Raw genomic sequence first — 18,240 nt, 5'->3', positions numbered from 1 at the left:
GGCGGAGTCGCTGCTGTTCCCGCCCGTCCCAAATCGGGACCGGGGGTGAGTCTTTCGTGCAACAGTAAGCGAGGCTAGTCGGCGGCGGCGCTGAGCGCTCCGGCATAGGAGCGGAGGGTGTCGGCCGCGTGCGCGGCGTGGGGCGAGCGCACGTCCAGCTCCAGCACCTCGGCGATCTCGGCCATGTGCGCGGCCGCCTCGCCCGCGGTCAGCACGCCCTTGCCGACGAGCGCCGCGAAGATCGCGGAGGCGGTGATCGACTGCACCTCCATCAGCGCTCTGATGGCGCTTTCGTCGGTGCGCGGCTGTTGTGGAGGAGCGGGTTCGGCGAGCGGCTCGGAAGCGCGGCGATCGAAGAAGAAGCGGCTCATTTGCGTAGCGGGATCCTGTCACGACTGGGCGCGGGTTCCCGGAGGGGAGGCGCCGCGATGCTAACTTGCGGGCCGCCTTTCCTGTTCCTTGCCGCCGGCCGCCCGCCGGCGGGAAGTGCTGCGGGCGCGGCGCAAACGAAAAAGGCCCCAGCAGCATGCTGAGGCCCTTGCGCCGTGGTTCCGCGGAACCGCTGGATCCTGGAGGCCTCGCCTCAGATCAGGATCGTGGCGAAGACGAGGGCCTGGGCCACGAGGGCCGTGAAGCCGGTCGTTGCAATCTCGACGATACGCACTTTGGTTCTCCTTGAACGCGGGGAACATTCCCGCACGGCCTAGGTGGAGGGGGAACGGCAGTTTCTCAACTGAAAAGGTAGACATTGCAGATGCAGAAACTGCATCTGGAGCCGAGCGTCAAAGGCCGGTGCCGAATCCTTGACTTTGCGGGGCGGATCGGCTTTGGGAGCCGCGACGGGCGGGGCGGAAGCTCCGCTTTTCTATTTGAGGGTTTGGGCGGTGCCCTGTTCCACCGCCTGGCCGGAGCTGCCTCATACGGGCTCCGGACGAACGAGAAGGAAGTTACCATGCGCCATCGCGTCGCCGGCCGTAAGCTGCAGCGCACCTCCAGCCACCGCGCGGCACTGTTCCGCAATATGGCTGCCGCTCTCATCAAGCACGAGCAGATCACCACCACCACCGCCAAGGCGAAGGAGCTTCGGCCGTACGTGGAGAAGCTGATCACGCTCGCTAAGAAGGGCGGCCTTTCGAACCGCCGCCTGGCGCATGCGCGGCTGCTGGACGATGCCCAGCTGGTGAAGCTGTTCGACACGCTCGCTCCGCGCTACGCGGACCGGAACGGCGGCTATTGCCGGATCGTCAAGGCGGGCCTGCGCGCCTCGGACGCGGCGCCGATCTCGATCATCGAGCTCGTCGACCGCGACGTCAGCGCCAAGGGGCAGGACAGCGGTCCCGTCCAGGGCGGCGACGAGGAGTATGACGAGGCCGCCTGATCGCGGCTTCGCATCGGCAGAGCGAAAGGGCCTCCTTCGGGAGGCCTTTTTTCTACGCATAAAGGCCGTAAAAATCCGTGCGGAGCGCGGGAAAGCTGATATGGGTTAACCGACTCGCCATGGGGGCGGTGACGAGTTGGCTCCGCCGCGATTAACTCCCTTTGCGCGGCGGAGCCGTTCATCTCTGGAATCCAGCTGGCCCGCCGGCACGCCAAAACGCTCCGGCGATACTCGTAACCGGAGCGTCTCGGGAGAAGTTATGCTCTCCCTTGAACGGCCGGCCGCCGCCGCCGTTCCCGCTCCGATCGGCCAAGCTTTCCAATGGACGACGAGCCGGTATAGGACAGCGGTGGATGAGCTTCCGAACCGCACGCCGCTTCCGCCGAGGCTTTGCTCCACCTTCCCGGAAGCGGTGACGCGCAATGCCTGATCGGGGACCGGATTGGGACGAGCAGGCGCGGCTCGCCGCGCTCGAGGAATACCGGATCCTCGACACTCCGCCGGAGCCTGAGTTCGAGGACATCGTGCGGCTCGTCGCCGACCTGTTCGAAGCGCCGATCGCAGTCGTCAACCTGATCGCCGGCGACCGGCAATGGTTCAAGGCCGAGACGGGGCTCGGGGTGCGCGAGACGCCGCTCGACGTCTCGATCTGCGCGCATGCGATCCTCCAACCGGGCCTCTTCGTGGTGCCGGACACGACCACGGACGAGCGCTTCAGGTGCAATCCGCTGGTGACCGGCGAGCCGCGGCTGCGCTTCTATGCGGGCGCGCTTCTGGAGACGCCGGAGGGGCTTCCGCTCGGCACCTTGTGCGTGCTCGACACCAAGACCCGGCCCGACGGGATCACGGACCGGCAGCGGCTGGCGCTCGAAGTCCTCGCCCGTCAGGTGATGACCCAACTCGAGCTCCGGCGCGCGATCGATGAGCGCGAGGAGCGGTCGAGGCTGCTCGAGGCGGAAGTCGCCCGGCGCCGCGGGCTCGAGGGCGGCTTGCACGCAAGCGAGGACCGCTACCGGCAAATGGTCGAAGGAGCTGAGGATTTCGCAATCTTCACTCTCGACGAGCATGGCGTCATCGGGAGCTGGAACCGGGGCGCCGAGCGGATACTCGGCTATCCGGCGGAGGAAGCGGTCGGGAGGCCGGGAGCGGAGATCTTCACCGGGGAAGACCGTGCGGCAGGCGCGCCCGACGATGAGATGAACCGCGCCAGGGCCGCCGGACGCGCGGTCGACGAACGCTGGCACGTGCGCAGGGACGGCAGCCGCTTCTGGGCTTCGGGGCTGCTGATGCGGCTCGCCGGCGGCGGCTATCTGAAGATGTTCCGCGACCGAACCGCCGAGCATTCGGCCGAAGCCGCATTGCGGGAAAGCGAAGCTCGGCTTCGGATCGTCCAGGCGGCAGGCGGGGTCGGCAGCTTCGACTACGATCTTGAAAAGGACGAGGCGGTCTGCTCGCCCGAATATTATGCGCTGCTCGGCCTGCCCGAAGGCGCGCCGGTGAACAGCCGGACCTGGCCAGCCCTCATCCATCCCGAGGACCGGGAGAAGGCGGTCGAGGCGCTCAACACCGCGATCGAATCGCGAAAGCCGTTCGACCACGAGTACCGGATCATCCGCCCCGATACCGGCGAGGTGCGTTGGCTTGCGGGGCGGGCGGCGATCATCTGCGACGAGGCAGGCAATCCGCAGCGCTTCGTCGGCGGCAATATCGACGTGACGGCGCGGAAGGCCGCCGAGGCCGAGCTTCGGGAGAGCGACGCGCGGCTTCGGGCGCTGACCGACCACTTGCCGGGGGGCATGGTCTACCAGATCGCGACGGGGCCGGACGGAGCGGCAAGGAAGTTCCTCTACGTTTCGCAAAGCCATGAGCAGCTGACGGGGGTGCCGGCCGAAGCGGTGCTCGCCGATCCGAGCATCCCGTACAACATGATCCATCCGGACGACCGCCCGCTGCTGGTCGAGGCGGAAGCGGAGGCGATCCGAACCAAGGCGATGTTCGACGCCGAAGTGCGCTTCCGGCGGGCCGACGGCGAGCTCCGCTGGTGCCGCCTCATTTCGGCGCCGCGCGAGCAGCCGGACGGCTCGCTCATCTGGGACGGGATCCAGATCGACGTGACCGGCCGGAAGGCGGCCGAAGCGGCGGTCCGGGACAGCGAGGCGCGTTTCCAGGCGATCGCCAACTCGATCGACCAGATGGTGTGGTCCGCGCGCCCGGACGGCTACCACGATTATTTCAACCGAAGATGGTACGAATTCACGGGCATGCCTGAGGGATCGACCGACGGCGAGGAATGGAACGGGATGTTCCACCCCGAGGACCAGGACCGCGCCTGGTCCGTGTGGCGGCACTGCCTCGAGACGGGAGAGCCCTACCACATCGAGTATCGGCTCCGGCACCGCTCGGGCGACTTTCGCTGGGTGCTTGGGCGGGCGCAGCCGGTGCGCGACGAGCAGGGTGCGATCACGCGCTGGTTCGGAACCTGCACGGACATCGAGGATATCGTCGAGGCGCGGGACGTGCTTGCGCGGTCGCGCGAGCAGCTCGAACGAATGGTCGAGGAGCGGACCGAGGCGCTGGTCCAGGCGCAGGAGCAGCTTCGGCAGAGCCAGAAGCTGGAGGCGATGGGGCAGCTCACGGGCGGTGTGGCCCATGATTTCAACAACCTCCTGACGCCGATCGTCGGGAGCCTCGACCTGCTTCAGCGGCGGCGGCTGGGCGGCGAGCGCGAGCAGCGGCTGATCGACGGCGCGCTGCAATCGGCGGAGCGGGCGAAGACCCTGGTCCAGCGCCTGCTCGCCTTTGCACGGCGCCAGCCGCTGCAATCGGGCGCGGTCGATGTCGGCAATCTCGTGAGGGGCATGGCCGAGCTGGTGGTCAGCACGTCGGGCCCGCAGGTGAAGGTGGTGGTCGAGGTGCCGGACGCATTGCCGCCCGCGACGGCCGACCAGAACCAGCTCGAAATGGCGATCCTCAATTTGAGCGTGAACGCGCGCGATGCGATGCCGGACGGGGGGACGCTCACCATCTCCGCAGCGGCGGAGACGGCCGGGCAGGGGCACCGGGCGAAGCTCAAGGCCGGCGATTATGTGCGCCTCTCCGTCGCCGATACCGGCACCGGCATGGACGAGGAGACGCTTGCGCGGGCGGTCGAGCCGTTCTTCTCGACGAAGGGGATCGGCAAGGGCACCGGCCTCGGGCTGTCGATGGTGCACGGGCTTGCCTCGCAGCTTGGCGGAGCGCTTGCGATCACCAGCCGGCCCGGGCTCGGCACGCGCATCGACCTGTGGCTGCCGGTGAGCGAGGAGCCGGCCGAGGCGGACGAGCCGGCGGCGGTGGCGGCGCCCGGGGCGAAGGCGATCGGAACGGCATTGCTGGTCGACGACGAGGAACTGGTGCGGATGAGCACTGCCGACATGCTGTCGGAGCTTGGCTACCGGGTCGTGGAGGCCGCATCGGGCGAGGAGGCCCTGAAGGCGGTGGACGGAGGGCTTCGGCCCGACCTGCTCGTCACCGACCATCTGATGCCGGGGATGAGCGGCGCCGATCTTGCCCGCGAAGTGCGGGCGCGGCGGCCGGGGACGCTCGTGCTGATCGTGTCCGGCTATGCGGAGGCGGAAGCAATCGCGCCCGATCTGCCGCGTCTCACCAAGCCGTTCCGCCAGTCGGACCTCGCCGGGAGCCTGGCCGGCCTGAAAGGACCCTGACCTGTCCGGAGCCGGAGCGGCGGCGATGCGTTCAGGGGCTGAGGCTTCGCGCCGTCCCGGCCGCGAGCGAGAGACGAAGAGGCAGCAAATGGCCGTCAACAAGGAAACCCCGAACCGCCACACCGACAGCGCGGACAACGCCAAATCCTGGGGCCAGTCCGGCGACCTCGCCCGCGGCGACCCGGAGGAGATCGAGAAGCTGAATGGCCGGATCGGCGGCGGCGATTCGGGCGGCGGCGCCTATCCGAACCCCCACAGCGGCAAGGAAGGCGGCGGTCGCGAAGGCTATATGGGCAGCGGCGGCCAGACGGAGATGCCCTATCACGGCACGGGCCAGCTCGGCGACGAGGATGTCGGCGGGAATGCCAATTCCCCGGCCGAGAAGACCGGCAAGAAGGAGTGACGCGACAGCCCGTTCTTTCCTGAACGAAAGCAAACAAGCCGGTTCAGGATCGGCTCAGTGCGACTCCTCTACTTTCCGACCATGCCCATTCCCTTGGGTGGTTTGGAGGAGGTTAGTCATGAAGAGCTTCAAGCAGATCGTTGCCGGCGCGACTGCCGCCGCAATTGCCATCGTCGCGCTCGCGGCTCCCGCCGACGCGCAATATCGCGACCGATATTATCGCCACAACCGCGGCGGGATCGATGCCGGCGACGTGATTGCCGGAGTCGCCATCATCGGCGGCATTGCCGCGATCGCATCGGCGCTGGACAATGACGGCCGGCGCTACGGCTACGGCAATCGCTACCGCTACCGCGACGATTATCGTAACGCCGTCAACGCCTGCGGCTATGAGGCCGATCGCTACGGCCGCGGCCGCATCAGCATCACCGACGTCGACCGGACCGGCAACGGCTACCGGGTGCGCGGCGTGATCGACGGCCAGGGCGGCTATGGCGGCTACGACGGCTACAACCGTTATGACCGTTACGATCGCTACGGCGGCTACAACCGCTACGACCGGTACGATGCGCGCGTCGCCTTCACCTGCAGGACCGACCGCTACGGCCGGGTGCGCGATTTCGACGTGAACCGCTACGGCAACCGCTACGGCTGGTAAGCCTTAATCCAGCCTGTAACCTGCTGGATGGAAGTGCGCGCGGATCCCCCGGGTCCGCGCGCATTTTCTTTTTGAAGGGCCGCTCGGAGGCGGTAGAAGATCGGGCCATGGGGGTGGCTTCGCGCATGGGGAAGCGGACATGGGCCGCATTGGCGGCGGCAGCGGGGCTCGTCGCCGCGGTTACCGCCTACGCCTGCGCCGATCCGCTCGAGAACCCCACCTGGGACCTCGCCAAGGATTATTACGATACCGGCGGCAACGGCGCGATGCTGACGCCGGGCAACGACACGCGCGTAAACCTGCTGCTCCTGCTCGCCGACCGGCGCGGCGCCGTGGTGCGCGATCCCCGGGCGAAGCAGGAGGGGCCGCCGGTCATCCTCTTCCCCTGGGCCTTGATGGCGGACGCGGCCGAGCCACCGTCGGGAGAAGCATCGCCCTATCAATGGCAAACAGCCACCCGCTGCCAATCGAACGCGGCCGGAGCGGCGGCGTTCATCAGGGCCGTCCGTTCCAGCACGCGCGTTCCAGAGGAGGAGAAGCAAAGGCTTGCAGCGGCGCGGGCAGCGCTTGCTCCCGATTGCTCCGCCGAGGTGCCGCGCCCGGATGTCGCGGGCCTGTCCACGCCCGCGGGCAGGGCGTTCGCCGCGTACCTCGCTGGAGCCGCGGACTTTTACAGCGGCCGCTTCGATGCCGCTCGCGGGAGCTTCGCCGGTCTCTCCGACGCACCCGAGCCGTGGCTACGCGAAAGCGGCCTCTACATGGTGGCACGGACTGAGCTCAACCGCGCTCAGCAGCTGTCGTTCGACGAATATGGAGCGCTCGCAGAGCCCGAGCAGCGCGACCAGAAGGCGATAGCCGCCGCGCGTGCCGCCTTTGAAGCCTATCTTCGCGCTTATCCGAAGGGGAGCTATGCGGCCTCGGCGCGGGGTCTGACCCGCCGCGTGGCGTGGCTGAAGGGAGACGATGCGGAGCTCGCCGCAGCCTTCGACCGGCAGCTTGCGCGGCCGGGGCCGGTGGACGGTGCCGGGACCGCGCTCGCGCTGACCAACGAGATCGACCTGGCGCTGCTTGGCAGCGGCGATGCGAAGGCCGCTCGGGACCCCATGCTGGTCGCGGTCGCCGATCTTCGGCGCATGCGCTGCTCCGCGGAGGCGGCGGAGTGCGGACCGCGTATCGGGCGGGCGGAGCTGGAGCGGCAGGCGCCGCTCTTCGCCAAGGACCGCGCCCTGTTCGATTACCTGCGCGCGGCGGAGGCCTATTCTGTTCGCCGCCAGCCGCGGGAAGTTCTTGCGCTGATCCCCGATGCGGCCCGCCAGCGGAGCTTCAGCTATGTCGAATTCAGCCGGCAGATGCTGCGCGGATTGGCGCTGGAGGCGACAGGGGACCCGGCGACCCGCGTATTCTGGCTGAGCCTGTTCGAAGGGGCGATGCAGCCTTACCAGCGCGGCGCGGTCGAGCTTGCGCTGGCGATGCACGAGGAGCGGAGCGGCGGGCTGATGCGGATCTTCGCGCCCGATTCCAGGGTGCGGCACCCGGTGATCCGCCAGCTCCTTCTGGAGCATGTCGCCGGGCCCGATCTGCTCCGCCGGCAGGCGCGCGACGCCGCCGCTCCGAGGCAGGAGCGGGAGGTCGCGCTCTACATGCTGCTCGGAAAGGAGCTCGGTCGGGGCTTCTACCGCGAGTTCCTCAACGATGTGGCGCTCGTTCCGAAGGACGTGCCGCAGGAAAGCTATTACGACAGTGCAAGCAGCTATGACGCGCGGTCGAACCCCAACCTCCAGCGGCCGCCGCTTTCGCGGTTCCTGCCGGCTGCTCGCGTGGGCGAGATTGGCTGTCCGGCGCTGCTCGCAACCGTTCGCCAGCTTGCCGATGCTCCGCGCGCGGTGCGGCCGCGTCTGTGCCTGGCCGAATATGTGCGGACGAACGGCTTCGACGATTTCGAGGTGGACTGGCGGATGAGGGGCAGGGGGCTTGCAACGACCAAGCCGCAATTCCCGGGCACGCCCTACCAGCGGCTGGAGGTCTACAAAACCGTCATCGCCGATCCGGCTGCGACCGACGACGACCGGGCGCTTGCCCTCAATCGCGCGGTTCGCTGCTACGAGCCGACCGGGAGCAACAGCTGCGGCGGCATCGAGGTGGACCTGGCGACGCGCCGCGCCTGGTTCGCGCGGCTGAAGCGGGACTATCCGAAGTCGCGCTGGGCGCAGTCGCTCAGATATTACTGGTAGTGGGGGCGCTCCGGGCGTTCGCGGCGGCGCTGGTGCTGGCGCTGGCCGGCTGCGGCCCGGCCGATCCCGATCGCGTCGCTGCGGAGCGCTACGACAGCTTCTGGCTCTGGGCGGGGGTGCGGCCGCAGCCGGTGCTGGCGAAGGCGCGGACCATCTACCTTCTGGATGGCGAGATCCGGGCGGATGAGCGCGGATATGTCAGCTTGCGCCCCGGGGTTCCGCGGCTGCCGGGCAAGGCGCTTTGGCTGGTGGTTCGGACGGACACGCTCGATTGGCCGCCGCAGGCACTGGAAGGGCTGACGCAGCGGCTCGACTCCTGTGGCGCTTCCGGGAACCGAATGATGGGCCTCCAGGTGGATTTCGACGCCCGCACCCGCGGCCTCGCGCGCTACGCGGAGTTTCTGCGCGCGCTGCGGGCAAAGCTGCCCCGGCGATACCGGCTGTCGATCACGGGGCTGATGGATTGGAGCGCCAATGGCGATCCGAAGGCGCTTGCGGCGCTTGGCGGCGTCGTGGACGAAGTCGTGGTCCAAACCTACCGGGGTCGTTCCACCATCCCCGGCTATGAAGCTTATTTCGAGCGGATGCGGGGGTTCGCGCTGCCGTTCAAGGTGGGGCTGGTGCAGGACGGACGGTGGCGGGAGCCGGAAGGACTTGCCGCCGAACGGAATTTCCGGGGCTACGTCGTCTTCCTCCTCAACCCGCCGCAGGACTAGGGCGACGCAGCCGTACCTCCCTCGCCTTTACTCGATTGAGCAGGCTGCTATCGGCTTGTCGCCATGACCGTGCAGCCAAGCGACTCCATCCTCATCGTCGATTTCGGAAGCCAGGTGACGCAGCTGATCGCTCGCCGGGTGCGGGAGGCTGGGGTCTATAGCGAGATCGTGCCGTTCAGCGGCGCCGAGGAGGCGCTGGAGCGGATCGGCCCGAAGGGGGTGATCCTGTCGGGCGGGCCGGCGTCCGTCACCACCGCCGACAGCCCGCGCGCGTCCGAGCGGCTGTTCGAGGCCGGGGTGCCGATGCTCGGCATCTGTTACGGCCAGCAGCTGATGGCGGAGCAATTGGGCGGAAGGGTCGTCAACGGTGATCATGCCGAGTTCGGCCGCGCCTTCATCGAGGTGAAGGAGGAATGCCCGCTGTTCGACGGGCTGTGGGCGCCGGGCGAGAAGCACCAGGTGTGGATGAGCCACGGCGACAAGGTGGAGCGGCTGCCGGAGGGGTTCCGGATCGTTGCTCAATCGGACGGGGCGCCCTTTGCGGCGACCGTTAATGACGAGCGGCGCTTCTACGGTGTCCAGTTCCACCCCGAGGTGGTGCATACGCCCGACGGGGGGAAGCTGATCGCCAATTTCGTCCGCCACGTCTGCGGGCTTGCCGGCGACTGGACGATGGCCGAGTTCCGCCAGACCAAGATCGCCGAGATCCGCGAGCAGGTGGGGAAGGGGCGGGTGATCTGCGGCCTTTCCGGCGGAGTCGACAGCGCGGTTGCGGCGGTCCTCATCCACGAGGCGATCGGCGAGCAATTGACCTGCGTTTTCGTCGACCATGGCCTGATGCGCGCGCACGAGGCCGAGCAGGTGGTGAGCCTGTTCCGCAACAGCTACAACATCCCGCTCGTGCATGTGGACGCGGAGAGCCTGTTCCTGGACGGGCTCGCGGGAGTCACGGATCCCGAGGCGAAGCGGAAGTTCATCGGCAAGACGTTCATCGATGTGTTCGACGAGGAAGCGCGGAAGATCGGCGGCGCCGACTTCCTGGCGCAGGGCACGCTCTATCCCGACGTGATCGAAAGCGTCAGCTTCACCGGCGGGCCTTCGGTGACGATCAAGAGCCACCATAATGTCGGCGGCCTGCCTGAGCGGATGAACATGAAGCTGGTCGAGCCGCTGCGCGAGCTCTTCAAGGACGAGGTGAGGGAGCTTGGCAAGGAGCTGGGGCTTCCGGAGGCGTTCGTCGGGCGGCATCCGTTCCCGGGGCCGGGATTGGCGATCCGCATACCGGGCGAAGTGACCAAGGAGCGGTGCGACATCCTCCGCAAGGCCGACGCGATCTATCTGGAGGAGATCCGCAACGCCGGCCTCTACGACGCGATCTGGCAGGCGTTCGCGGTGCTCCTGCCGGTGAAGACCGTGGGCGTGATGGGGGACGGACGTACCTACGACAATGTCTGCGGCCTTCGTGCCGTCACCTCGACCGACGGCATGACCGCCGACATCTACCCGTTCGACGCAAGCTTCCTAAGCCGCGTCGCAACCCGGATCATCAACGAAGTCCGCGGCATCAACCGGGTGGTGTACGACTATACCTCCAAGCCGCCGGGCACGATCGAGTGGGAGTGAATTGATTTTCACGCCTCCTTACACTAAGTAAGGAGCCGGAGATTGCCGTGGCTACTGCAACGATGACGTCCAAAGGCCAGATCACCATTCCGGCGGAGGTGCGGGCGAAGTTTCGCCTGAGTGCCGGCACCAGGGTGGATTTTGTCGAGAACGGCGCTGGCGAGTTGGTTCTGCGGCCGAAGAAGGGAGATGTACGGGCGCTGCGGGGGATCATCAAATATGACGGCCCGCCCGTATCGATCGAGGATATGGACCGGGGGATCGCGGAGGCGGTCGCGGAGCGGCTGAAGCGCTGCGATTGATCGCGCTCGATTCGAACGTCCTGCTGCGATATCTCGTTCAGGACGGAAACGAGCAGGCGCGGATGGCCACCAATCTCATCGAGGTAGAGCTTTCCCAGACGGACAGGGGCTTCATATCGCTCCCCGTGCTGTGCGAGACGCTGTGGGCGCTGAGGACCACCTACAAACAGGGCCGGGAGCAGATCAGGCAAGCGGCTGAGCTATTGCTGGCGGCGAGTCAGCTGCAAGTGGAAGCATCGCACATCATTGGACAGGCAGTGGCCACAGAAGGTGCGGACATTGCAGATGCCATCGTTCATTACTCTGCGCTGGCGCATGGCTGCGTGAAGACGGTGACGTTCGATCGTAAGTTCTCCCGCCTGGAAGGAGTCGAGTTGCTCGCCGCGGGCGATGAATGACACCCTCCTAGCCATCTCCCTCGGCCTTTTTTCGGCAGTGACGCTGGCGTCGGCCAATGTGTCGGTGAAGATGGGCGGGGACATCCTCCTCTCGCGGGCAATCCTTTCGGCGAGCGCGGCGCTGCTGATCCTGCCGGCGGCGTTCTTCGTGCCCGCGCCGGACGCGGCGGTGTGGAACGCGCTCGCTTATGCGCTGCCGGCGCACTTCTTCTACCAGATCTGCATGATCCGGGCGCTTCAGAGCGGGGATCTGTCGCTGGTCTTTCCGGTGATGCGCGGCGCGGCTCCGCTCCTGACGGCGTTCGTCGCCCTGATCGTTCTTCGCGAGGAGCTGGCGCCGCTCGCATGGGCGGGGCTGGTGCTCGCGACGGTGTCAGTGGGGATATTCGCGCTCCCGCCGAAGGGCGTGGCGATGCGCGATCATCCCCATGCTGCCGCTTTGTTCTGGGCGGTCGGCACTGCGGTCGGGATCGCGCTCTACAACGTCACGGATGCACGCGGCGTGCGCGTGGCGCCGAGCCCGTTCACCTATATCGTCTGGCTGTTCCTGCTGGACGGGATTGCGGTGATGCTGCTTGCGCTGCTGCTCCGGCGCAGGCTCATCGCGCAGACCCTTGCATCGCGCTGGCACTATGGCGTGGCCGGAGGAGCGCTGTCGATCCTCTCCTTCGGCGCCGCGCTCTACGCATTCGGGTTGATGGAGACCGCCAAGGTCTCGGCGCTGCGCGAGACGGCGGTGGTGTTCGCGGCTGCGATGGGATCGATGTTCCTGGGCGAAAGCTTCGGCCGCCGCCGGATCCTTGCCGCCTGTACATTGGCGGCGGGACTCGTGCTGATGCAGTTCGGACGCTAAGAAGCGCATCATGTCCACCTACACGCTCGACACCTCCACCAGCCGCGCCAATCCGACGCCGGCGCCGATGCGGCGGCTGACGGTGCCGAAGATCCAGGCGATGAAGGGGGGCGAGCCGATCGTGATGCTCACCGCCTATACCGCGCGGATGGCGCAGCTGCTTGATCCGCATTGCGACCTGCTGCTGGTCGGCGACAGCCTGGGGCAGGTGATCTACGGCCTGCCCTCGACCATCCCGGTGACGCTCGAGATGATGTGCGCGCACGGCGCGGCGGTGGCGCGCGGATCCTGGCACGCGGTGGTGGCGATCGACATGCCGTTCGGATCCTATGAGGCAAGCCCGGCCCAGGCGTTCGAGAATGCCTCGCGCGTGCTGAAGGAAACGGGCGCCGCGGCGGTGAAGCTCGAGGGCGGGGAGGCGATGGCGGAGACCGTGGCTTTCCTTACCAGGCGCGGCATTCCGGTGATCGGGCACGTAGGCCTCACCCCGCAGGCGGTGAACGCGCTCGGCGGCTACCGCGCCCGGGGCCGCGACGACGCCGAGGCGGAGAAGATCCTCCGCGACGCGCGGGCGGTGGCGGAGGCAGGCTGCTTCGCTTTGGTGCTGGAAGGCGTGATGGAGGAGATCGCCGCCGAAGCGACGCGGACCGTTGGTTGTCCGACGATCGGTATCGGTGCGTCGGCGCAGTGCGACGGCCAGGTGCTTGTGACCGAGGACATGCTCGGCCTGTTCGAGCGGACCCCGCGCTTCGTCAAACGCTTCGACGACCTGGCCACGAGGGTCAGCGAGGCCGCCGCCACCTATGCCGCCGACGTGCGCTCGCGGGCCTTTCCGACCGAGGATCAGATCTACCGCAAGCCTGCCTGATTGATCTTCCGTTCGGCGGCCGGACTGGGTAGAGGTGCGGCAGGCGAAATCGGGCGGGCGCCAATCCTCTGTTCATCTTCGATCCTGTTTGACAGGCGCGAAGCTGTTTGGTGGAAAGCCCCCGCGGCCCTTCCCCTGCCGGTTGGAGAATTTCATTGGCGATCAAGCCTGTCGATAACGAGACCTTCTATCGCGAGGTGGACGAGGAGCTGCGCCGCGACCAGCTGAAGACGACGTGGGAGCGGTTCGGCAAGTGGATCATCGCCGCAGTCGTGCTGTTCCTCGCCGGGATCGCGGCCTTCCTCTACTGGCAGCACCGCCAGGAGGAGCAGGCGGGGAAGACCGGCGAGGAGATGACGGCGATCCTCGACGAAATGACCGCCGGCAAGACCAAGGGCGTCGAGCCGCGGCTGGACGCAGTCGCGAAGAACGGCGGGCCGGGCTACCGCGCCGCCGCCTTGCTCACCAAGGCGGACCTCGCCATCGGCCAGGGCAACATCCCGGCCGCGGTTGCTGGCTTCAAGCAGGTGGCCGAGGACGAGGATGTTCCCGCTCCCTATCGCGAGCTTGCGCTGATCCGGCAGACGGCCGCGGAATATGACAGCCTGCAGCCCGCAGTGGTGATCCAGCGCCTGCAGCCGCTCGCCGTGGCCGGCAACCCGTGGTTCGGGAGTGCCGGCGAGATGGTGGCCCTGGCTTATCTGAAGCAGCAGAAGAATGCGGACGCTGCCCGCATTTTCGCCGCAATGGCGAAGGATCAAAGCATTCCGGCGAGCATCCGCTCGCGGTCGGTCCAGATGGCGGGGGCGCTTGGGGTCGACGCGGTACAGCAAAGCGCAACGAAGGAAGCGGCGCAATGAATCGTGTGATTTTGTCCCTGGCGATGCTCGGCCTCCTCGGCGGCTGCGGCGTCCTGGGCGGTAAGGACAAGCCCAAGACCCCGACCGTCGGCGAGCGGATCCCGGTGCTCTCCACGAGCACCAGCATCGAGGTCGATCCCGCGCTTGCGGACGTGCAGATCGTGCTGCCCGAAGCGCAGGCGAACAGCGACTGGGGGCAGCGCGGCGGCAATGCGGCGAAGTCGATCGGCCATGTCGCGCTCGGGAGCGCGCTCGGCCGCGCCTGGTCCGCCAGCATCGGACGCGGCAGCGAGCCGCGCCAGCGGCTCGGCTCCGGCCCGGTCGTCGGCGGCGGCCGTGTCTATACGATCGATACGCTCGCCGTCGTTCGCGCGTTCGACGCCGCCACGGGCGCTCAGGTGTGGGCGCGGGAAGTCGGCGATCCGAAGGAGCGGCGCGGCGGAGTCAGCTTCCTCAGCGGCGAATCCACCGGTGCCTACGGGCTCCTGTTCGGCGGCGGCGTCAGCTTCGACGAAGGCCGCGTCTACGCCACCAGCGGGCTCGGCGACGTCGAGGCGATCGACGCGGCGACCGGGGCCCAGATATGGCGCTCGCGGCCGGGCGGCCCGCTTCGGGGTGCCCCGACCATTGCCAGCGGCAACCTCTATGTGGTGAGCCAGGACAACCAGCTTTTCGCGCTCAATCCGGCGGACGGAAAGCTGCGCTGGAACGGCTCCGGCACCTTCGAAGTCTCGGGCGTGTTCGGAGCGGCCGCTCCGGCTGCCGCGGCCGGCACGGTCGTCGCCGGCTTCTCCTCGGGCGAACTCACCGGCTACCGCTACGAGAACGGCCGCGTCGTCTGGCAGGACGCGCTTGCCCGGACCAGCATCTCGACCGCGGTTGCGACCCTTTCGGACATCGACGCGAGCCCGGTGATCGACAACGGCCGCGTCTACGCAATCGGCCAGGGTGGGCGCATGGTCGCGCTCGAGCTCAACACGGGCCAACGCATCTGGGAGATCAACATCGCCGGCATCTCCACCCCCTGGGTGGCGGGCGAATGGGTGTTCGTGGTCAACGATCAGGCGCAGCTGCTTGCGGTGGCGCGGGCGACGGGGCGCATCAAGTGGATGACCCAGCTCCGCCGCTACCGCGACCAGGACGACAAGAAGGGCACGATCAACTGGGTCGGGCCGGTGCTTGCGGGCGGTCGACTCATCCTCGCCAATTCGCGCGGCGATCTCGTCAACGTCGATCCGCTGACCGGCGCCGTCCAGTCCACGGTCGAGACCGGAATGAGCGTGTCGCTGCCGATGGCGGTGGCGGGGGGCACGCTTTACGTCCTCCACGACGAGGGGCGGCTCACCGCCTGGCGGTAGGGCGGCTCAGGACCTGACCGGACGGCGGGGCGGGGCGGCGCGAAGGTGCCAGACCGCGCCGCCGCGGCCCATGATCCCGGCGAGCGTCCCGGCGCCTCCCTCGTCGAGCGCGCTCAGCAGGCCATCAACGTCTTCACCCCCGGTCCAGGGGGGCTCCAGCCCATGCTCGCGGCGGATCTCGGCGATCGCGCGGCTCAGCAGCCGGCGCCTGAAGGCGCGGGGGAGGCCGGCGGGATCGATGCGCCACTCGCCGCCCTGGCAGGTGATCCGGTCTTCGGCGAGCTGATCGGCGGCCCAGGCGAGCGCTTCATCGGCCTCGCGCGCGGCCTCGGCGGTACGGGCGAGGCGTTTCGGATCCAATTGCGGGTTCCGGGCGAGGAACGCACGCAGCGCCGCGCGGTCGAAGCGCGTGTCGCGGTTCGAAGGATCGTCGGCGGGCTCGATCGCCGCGTCGCCGACGATATGGACCAGCTCGGCCTTGCTCCATGACAGGAGCGGCCGAACGATGGTGAGATCGCCGTCGCGGCGCAGCGGGCGGATGCCCGAGAGGCCGGCGATCCCGGAGCCGCGCTGAAGGCGCATCAGCAAGGTCTCGGCCTGATCGTCGGCATGATGGGCGGTGGCGAGATGGACGATCCCCTCGTCCGCCGCCCAGCGGGCGAGGGCGGCGTAGCGGGCCCGTCGCGCCTCGGCCTGGAGCCCGGCGCGCCCTTCCGGAACCTCGACGTTGAGGATCGAGTGCGGGCAGCCGAGGCGGTCGCAGATATGCTCGACGTGCAGCGCTTCCAGCGCCGATTCCGGGCGGAGGCCGTGGTCCACCGTCGCTGCGGCGACGCGGCCCGGGAGGGCTGCAGCGGCGAGCAGAAGCAATGCCAGACTGTCAGGCCCGCCCGAGACGGCAAGGCCGAGCCGTTCCGGAAGTGTGCCTTCGAGCGCCTCCAGATCGCGGCGGAAGCGGGCGATCAGGTCCGGAGCGGGCGCGAGCGAGGGCATGGCCCTCCCTAGAGCATCTGCTCCGGCTGAGGAAATCGCCGGCCGGGTCGCTCAGTCGCCGGAGCCGCGCTTGACGGTCCCGCCGCCCTGCACGGAGGTGACGACCGAGGGATCGCCCCAATAGCGGATCTCGCCGCCGCCGCGGACGGCCGCGGCAAGCGAGGCGCGCGGGTGAGCGTAGATGGTGCCGCCGCCGCTGACCGCGGCTGCGACGCTCTCGGTGCGGGCGGAACGGACGTCGATATGGCCGCCGCCGTTGACCGCGACGGCGAGCGAGTCTCCGGACGGGAAGCTGCCGACCGTCTGCATGGTGCCGCCGCCGGAGACCGCGACGGCCTTGAGGTCGGGTGTGACGATCTCGACCTTCAGCTTGTAAATGCGCGGACAGTTGCGGTTGCAGGCCTGGATCACGAGCTGCTCGTGGTTCCCGCGCTTGCCGTCGTCCTTGAGAGCGATGGTCGTATAGGCGGTGCTGCCCTCCACGATGGTCACGCGCTGTACCGGGCCGTGGCGGAGCCGGACCTCGCCCCCGCCCTTGAGCTGGACCGAACTGAATTTTCCGACCGGCACCACCGTCTGGGCGGCGGCCGGAGCGGGAGCGGCGAGAAGGGCGAGCGCCAGAGCGGCGGAAATACGGAGCGGGTTCATCTGTCCTCCCAGGATCGTGCGGGCGCCGAACCGCGCCTCCTCGCCTTTATCAGCAAGAGCCGTGCCATGGCGTACTTAAGGAAGCCGGCCGATCCGGGGCCCGATCGTGGGCGAAAGCGGACAGCCTCTGTCCGGAAGCGAACAGGAGGAGCGGGAGGAATTCTGCGTAACGGGTGCGGAATCATTGAAACGGATCAGCAGCATGCTTGTTTACGCCCCCACCCCTATTGATGTAGATTAGCTTCATGACCGCAGTCGAGATCGCCGAAAACGGCCCGATGGAATGTTCGCCGGAGACGCCGTGGGGGCTTCATCCTGCAGTCCTCGACAATATCTGCCCGCGCTGCGGATGGACCGCCCGGGGTCTTCCCGGCGGAGACGCGGAAGCGCTTTCGACCGGGTGAACGGGCGATGCCGACCTTCTACATCCACGTTCACGGCGGGGACTTCGAGGCGGTGGACCTCGTCGGGCGGGACCTGTCGTGCAGCGAGGCGGCGCGGGCGGAGGCGGTTCGGGAGGCGCGGGAGCTCCTTGCCGAAGACATCACCCACGGCCGGGTGCCGCTCGAAGAGTGGATCGAGGTGGAGGACGAGGACCACCGGCCGGTCATGACGCTGCCGTTGTCGCAGGTGACGCCCCAAGTCTCCCGCCGCTGAATTTCGGACCGAAGCTGCAACCTCCGAGCGGCTGACGGATTGGCACGCCCGATGGCGGACGACTTTCCCCTGCAGAGCTTCTTCATGGCGGGGTTCGAATGCTCCTCGCACCGCCGGCCCGACGGCGTCCGGCTCGATCTGATCGCCGCCACCGGGCATGACCGGCTGGCGCTGGAGGATTATCGAAGCTGCTCCGCGCTGGGGCTCCGGACCATCCGCGACGGGCTGCGCTGGCATCTGATCGAGCGCGAGCCGGGCCGCTACGACTGGTCGAGCTGGGTGCCGATGCTGGAAGCGGCCGCGGAGATGGGCGTGCAGGTGATGTGGGACATGTTCCACTACGGCTCCCCCGATCATGTGGACCAGGGGCATTCCTCGTTCGTGGACTCCTTCGCGCGCTTCGCCGCGGAGGCGGTGCGGGTGCACCGGGCGGTGACGGGAGCCGCGCCGATCATATGCCCGGTGAACGAAATCTCATTCCTGACCTGGGCGATGCGCACCGGCTATTTCCCGCCCGCCGGCCCCGACGAGCCGCGCTGGCTGAAGCGGCATCTGGTGCGCGCCGCCATCGCCGGCGTGAAGGCGATGCG

General features: G+C 68.1%; 18 protein-coding genes and 1 pseudogene. 16 read left to right on the top strand and 3 right to left on the bottom strand.

The window, feature by feature from the left end; genetic code table 11:
- Positions 1-74 precede the first annotated feature (74 nt).
- A complete protein-coding gene (locus VF662_RS03960) occupies positions 75-371 on the bottom strand; it encodes a hypothetical protein (protein ID WP_464137922.1) in 297 nt (98 codons plus the stop codon).
- Positions 372-952: 581 nt separating this feature from the next.
- Here VF662_RS03960 and rplQ point away from each other — a divergent pair.
- The 13 genes from rplQ to VF662_RS03895 all read left to right on the top strand — a co-directional run bounded on the left by rplQ (position 953) and on the right by VF662_RS03895 (position 15,352).
- Positions 953-1,378 carry a 50S ribosomal protein L17 gene (rplQ, locus tag VF662_RS03955; RefSeq protein WP_464137919.1) on the top strand — a complete coding sequence of 142 codons (426 nt, stop codon included), beginning with the start codon at positions 953-955 and terminating at the stop codon, positions 1,376-1,378.
- A gap of 422 nt (positions 1,379-1,800) precedes the next feature.
- Positions 1,801-5,082 (top strand): PAS domain-containing protein, encoded by a 3,282-nt coding sequence (locus tag VF662_RS03950; protein ID WP_464137918.1) that lies wholly within the window; start codon positions 1,801-1,803, stop codon positions 5,080-5,082.
- A gap of 88 nt (positions 5,083-5,170) precedes the next feature.
- Positions 5,171-5,485, top strand: a complete 315-nt coding sequence (locus VF662_RS03945) for a hypothetical protein (RefSeq protein ID WP_464137916.1) — start codon at positions 5,171-5,173, stop codon at positions 5,483-5,485.
- Positions 5,486-5,603: 118 nt separating this feature from the next.
- Positions 5,604-6,143, top strand: coding sequence for a hypothetical protein (locus VF662_RS03940; protein ID WP_464137914.1), 540 nt, complete (start codon positions 5,604-5,606; stop codon positions 6,141-6,143).
- Positions 6,144-6,250: 107 nt separating this feature from the next.
- Positions 6,251-8,374: a PA5441 family protein gene (locus VF662_RS03935; protein ID WP_464137912.1), complete on the top strand. Its 2,124-nt coding sequence runs from the start codon at positions 6,251-6,253 to the stop codon at positions 8,372-8,374.
- Positions 8,374-9,090 carry a DUF3142 domain-containing protein gene (locus VF662_RS03930; RefSeq protein ID WP_464137910.1) on the top strand — a complete coding sequence of 239 codons (717 nt, stop codon included), beginning with the start codon at positions 8,374-8,376 and terminating at the stop codon, positions 9,088-9,090. Before VF662_RS03935 ends, VF662_RS03930 begins: the two co-directional genes overlap by 1 nt.
- A gap of 63 nt (positions 9,091-9,153) precedes the next feature.
- Positions 9,154-10,713 (top strand): glutamine-hydrolyzing GMP synthase, encoded by a 1,560-nt coding sequence (guaA, locus tag VF662_RS03925; protein ID WP_464137908.1) that lies wholly within the window; start codon positions 9,154-9,156, stop codon positions 10,711-10,713.
- 47 nt (positions 10,714-10,760) lie between these two features.
- Positions 10,761-11,015 carry an AbrB/MazE/SpoVT family DNA-binding domain-containing protein gene (locus tag VF662_RS03920; protein WP_464137906.1) on the top strand — a complete coding sequence of 85 codons (255 nt, stop codon included), beginning with the start codon at positions 10,761-10,763 and terminating at the stop codon, positions 11,013-11,015.
- Positions 11,012-11,413, top strand: coding sequence for a PIN domain-containing protein (locus tag VF662_RS03915; protein WP_464137905.1), 402 nt, complete (start codon positions 11,012-11,014; stop codon positions 11,411-11,413). Before VF662_RS03920 ends, VF662_RS03915 begins: the two co-directional genes overlap by 4 nt.
- Positions 11,406-12,266, top strand: coding sequence for an EamA family transporter (locus tag VF662_RS03910; RefSeq protein WP_464137903.1), 861 nt, complete (start codon positions 11,406-11,408; stop codon positions 12,264-12,266). The genes VF662_RS03915 and VF662_RS03910 overlap by 8 nt, the downstream gene beginning before the upstream one ends.
- Positions 12,267-12,276: 10 nt before the next feature.
- Complete coding sequence (gene panB / locus VF662_RS03905) at positions 12,277-13,134, top strand: 3-methyl-2-oxobutanoate hydroxymethyltransferase (RefSeq protein WP_464137901.1); 858 nt, start codon at positions 12,277-12,279, stop codon at positions 13,132-13,134.
- A gap of 155 nt (positions 13,135-13,289) precedes the next feature.
- Entirely contained in the window at positions 13,290-13,994 is a 705-nt protein-coding gene (locus VF662_RS03900) for a tetratricopeptide repeat protein (RefSeq protein WP_464137899.1), read from the top strand.
- On the top strand, positions 13,991-15,352 hold the full coding sequence (locus VF662_RS03895; protein ID WP_464137897.1) for a PQQ-binding-like beta-propeller repeat protein: 1,362 nt from the start codon (positions 13,991-13,993) through the stop codon (positions 15,350-15,352). Before VF662_RS03900 ends, VF662_RS03895 begins: the two co-directional genes overlap by 4 nt.
- A 6-nt stretch (positions 15,353-15,358) precedes the next feature.
- Here the strand turns inward: VF662_RS03895 and tilS are convergent, their stop codons facing one another.
- Positions 15,359-16,345 carry a tRNA lysidine(34) synthetase TilS gene (gene tilS / locus VF662_RS03890; RefSeq protein WP_464137893.1) on the bottom strand — a complete coding sequence of 329 codons (987 nt, stop codon included), beginning with the start codon at positions 16,343-16,345 and terminating at the stop codon, positions 15,359-15,361.
- A gap of 51 nt (positions 16,346-16,396) precedes the next feature.
- Positions 16,397-16,993, bottom strand: coding sequence for a GIN domain-containing protein (locus VF662_RS03885; RefSeq protein WP_464137890.1), 597 nt, complete (start codon positions 16,991-16,993; stop codon positions 16,397-16,399).
- Between the two features lie 245 nt (positions 16,994-17,238).
- Between VF662_RS03885 and VF662_RS03880 the strand changes: the two genes are divergently transcribed.
- The 3 genes and pseudogenes from VF662_RS03880 to VF662_RS03870 all read left to right on the top strand — a co-directional run.
- Positions 17,239-17,397: a hypothetical protein gene (locus tag VF662_RS03880; protein WP_464137888.1), complete on the top strand. Its 159-nt coding sequence runs from the start codon at positions 17,239-17,241 to the stop codon at positions 17,395-17,397.
- Between the two features lie 7 nt (positions 17,398-17,404).
- Complete coding sequence (locus tag VF662_RS03875) at positions 17,405-17,650, top strand: DUF6894 family protein (protein WP_464137885.1); 246 nt, start codon at positions 17,405-17,407, stop codon at positions 17,648-17,650.
- A 51-nt stretch (positions 17,651-17,701) separates the two neighbouring features.
- Positions 17,702-18,240, top strand: a pseudogene (locus tag VF662_RS03870) (glycosyl transferase family 1); the annotation flags it as partial.

It is taken from the genome of Allosphingosinicella sp. (assembly GCF_036387215.1).
GTDB lineage: Bacteria > Pseudomonadota > Alphaproteobacteria > Sphingomonadales > Sphingomonadaceae > Allosphingosinicella.
This window is presented reverse-complemented; position numbering and strand designations above follow the sequence as displayed.

Bases quoted from the DNA above. Each gene is read 5' to 3' on its own strand.
- VF662_RS03960 (WP_464137922.1), bottom strand. From the start codon at position 371: ATGAGCCGCTTCTTCTTCGATCGCCGCGCTTCCGAGCCGCTCGCCGAA.
- rplQ (WP_464137919.1), top strand. From the start codon at position 953: ATGCGCCATCGCGTCGCCGGCCGTAAGCTGCAGCGCACCTCCAGCCAC.
- VF662_RS03950 (WP_464137918.1), top strand. From the start codon at position 1,801: ATGCCTGATCGGGGACCGGATTGGGACGAGCAGGCGCGGCTCGCCGCG.
- VF662_RS03945 (WP_464137916.1), top strand. From the start codon at position 5,171: ATGGCCGTCAACAAGGAAACCCCGAACCGCCACACCGACAGCGCGGAC.
- VF662_RS03940 (WP_464137914.1), top strand. From the start codon at position 5,604: ATGAAGAGCTTCAAGCAGATCGTTGCCGGCGCGACTGCCGCCGCAATT.
- VF662_RS03935 (WP_464137912.1), top strand. From the start codon at position 6,251: ATGGGGGTGGCTTCGCGCATGGGGAAGCGGACATGGGCCGCATTGGCG.
- guaA (WP_464137908.1), top strand. From the start codon at position 9,154: ATGACCGTGCAGCCAAGCGACTCCATCCTCATCGTCGATTTCGGAAGC.
- VF662_RS03910 (WP_464137903.1), top strand. From the start codon at position 11,406: ATGAATGACACCCTCCTAGCCATCTCCCTCGGCCTTTTTTCGGCAGTG.
- panB (WP_464137901.1), top strand. From the start codon at position 12,277: ATGTCCACCTACACGCTCGACACCTCCACCAGCCGCGCCAATCCGACG.
- VF662_RS03895 (WP_464137897.1), top strand. From the start codon at position 13,991: ATGAATCGTGTGATTTTGTCCCTGGCGATGCTCGGCCTCCTCGGCGGC.
- tilS (WP_464137893.1), bottom strand. From the start codon at position 16,345: ATGCCCTCGCTCGCGCCCGCTCCGGACCTGATCGCCCGCTTCCGCCGC.
- VF662_RS03885 (WP_464137890.1), bottom strand. From the start codon at position 16,993: ATGAACCCGCTCCGTATTTCCGCCGCTCTGGCGCTCGCCCTTCTCGCC.
- VF662_RS03880 (WP_464137888.1), top strand. From the start codon at position 17,239: ATGACCGCAGTCGAGATCGCCGAAAACGGCCCGATGGAATGTTCGCCG.
- VF662_RS03875 (WP_464137885.1), top strand. From the start codon at position 17,405: ATGCCGACCTTCTACATCCACGTTCACGGCGGGGACTTCGAGGCGGTG.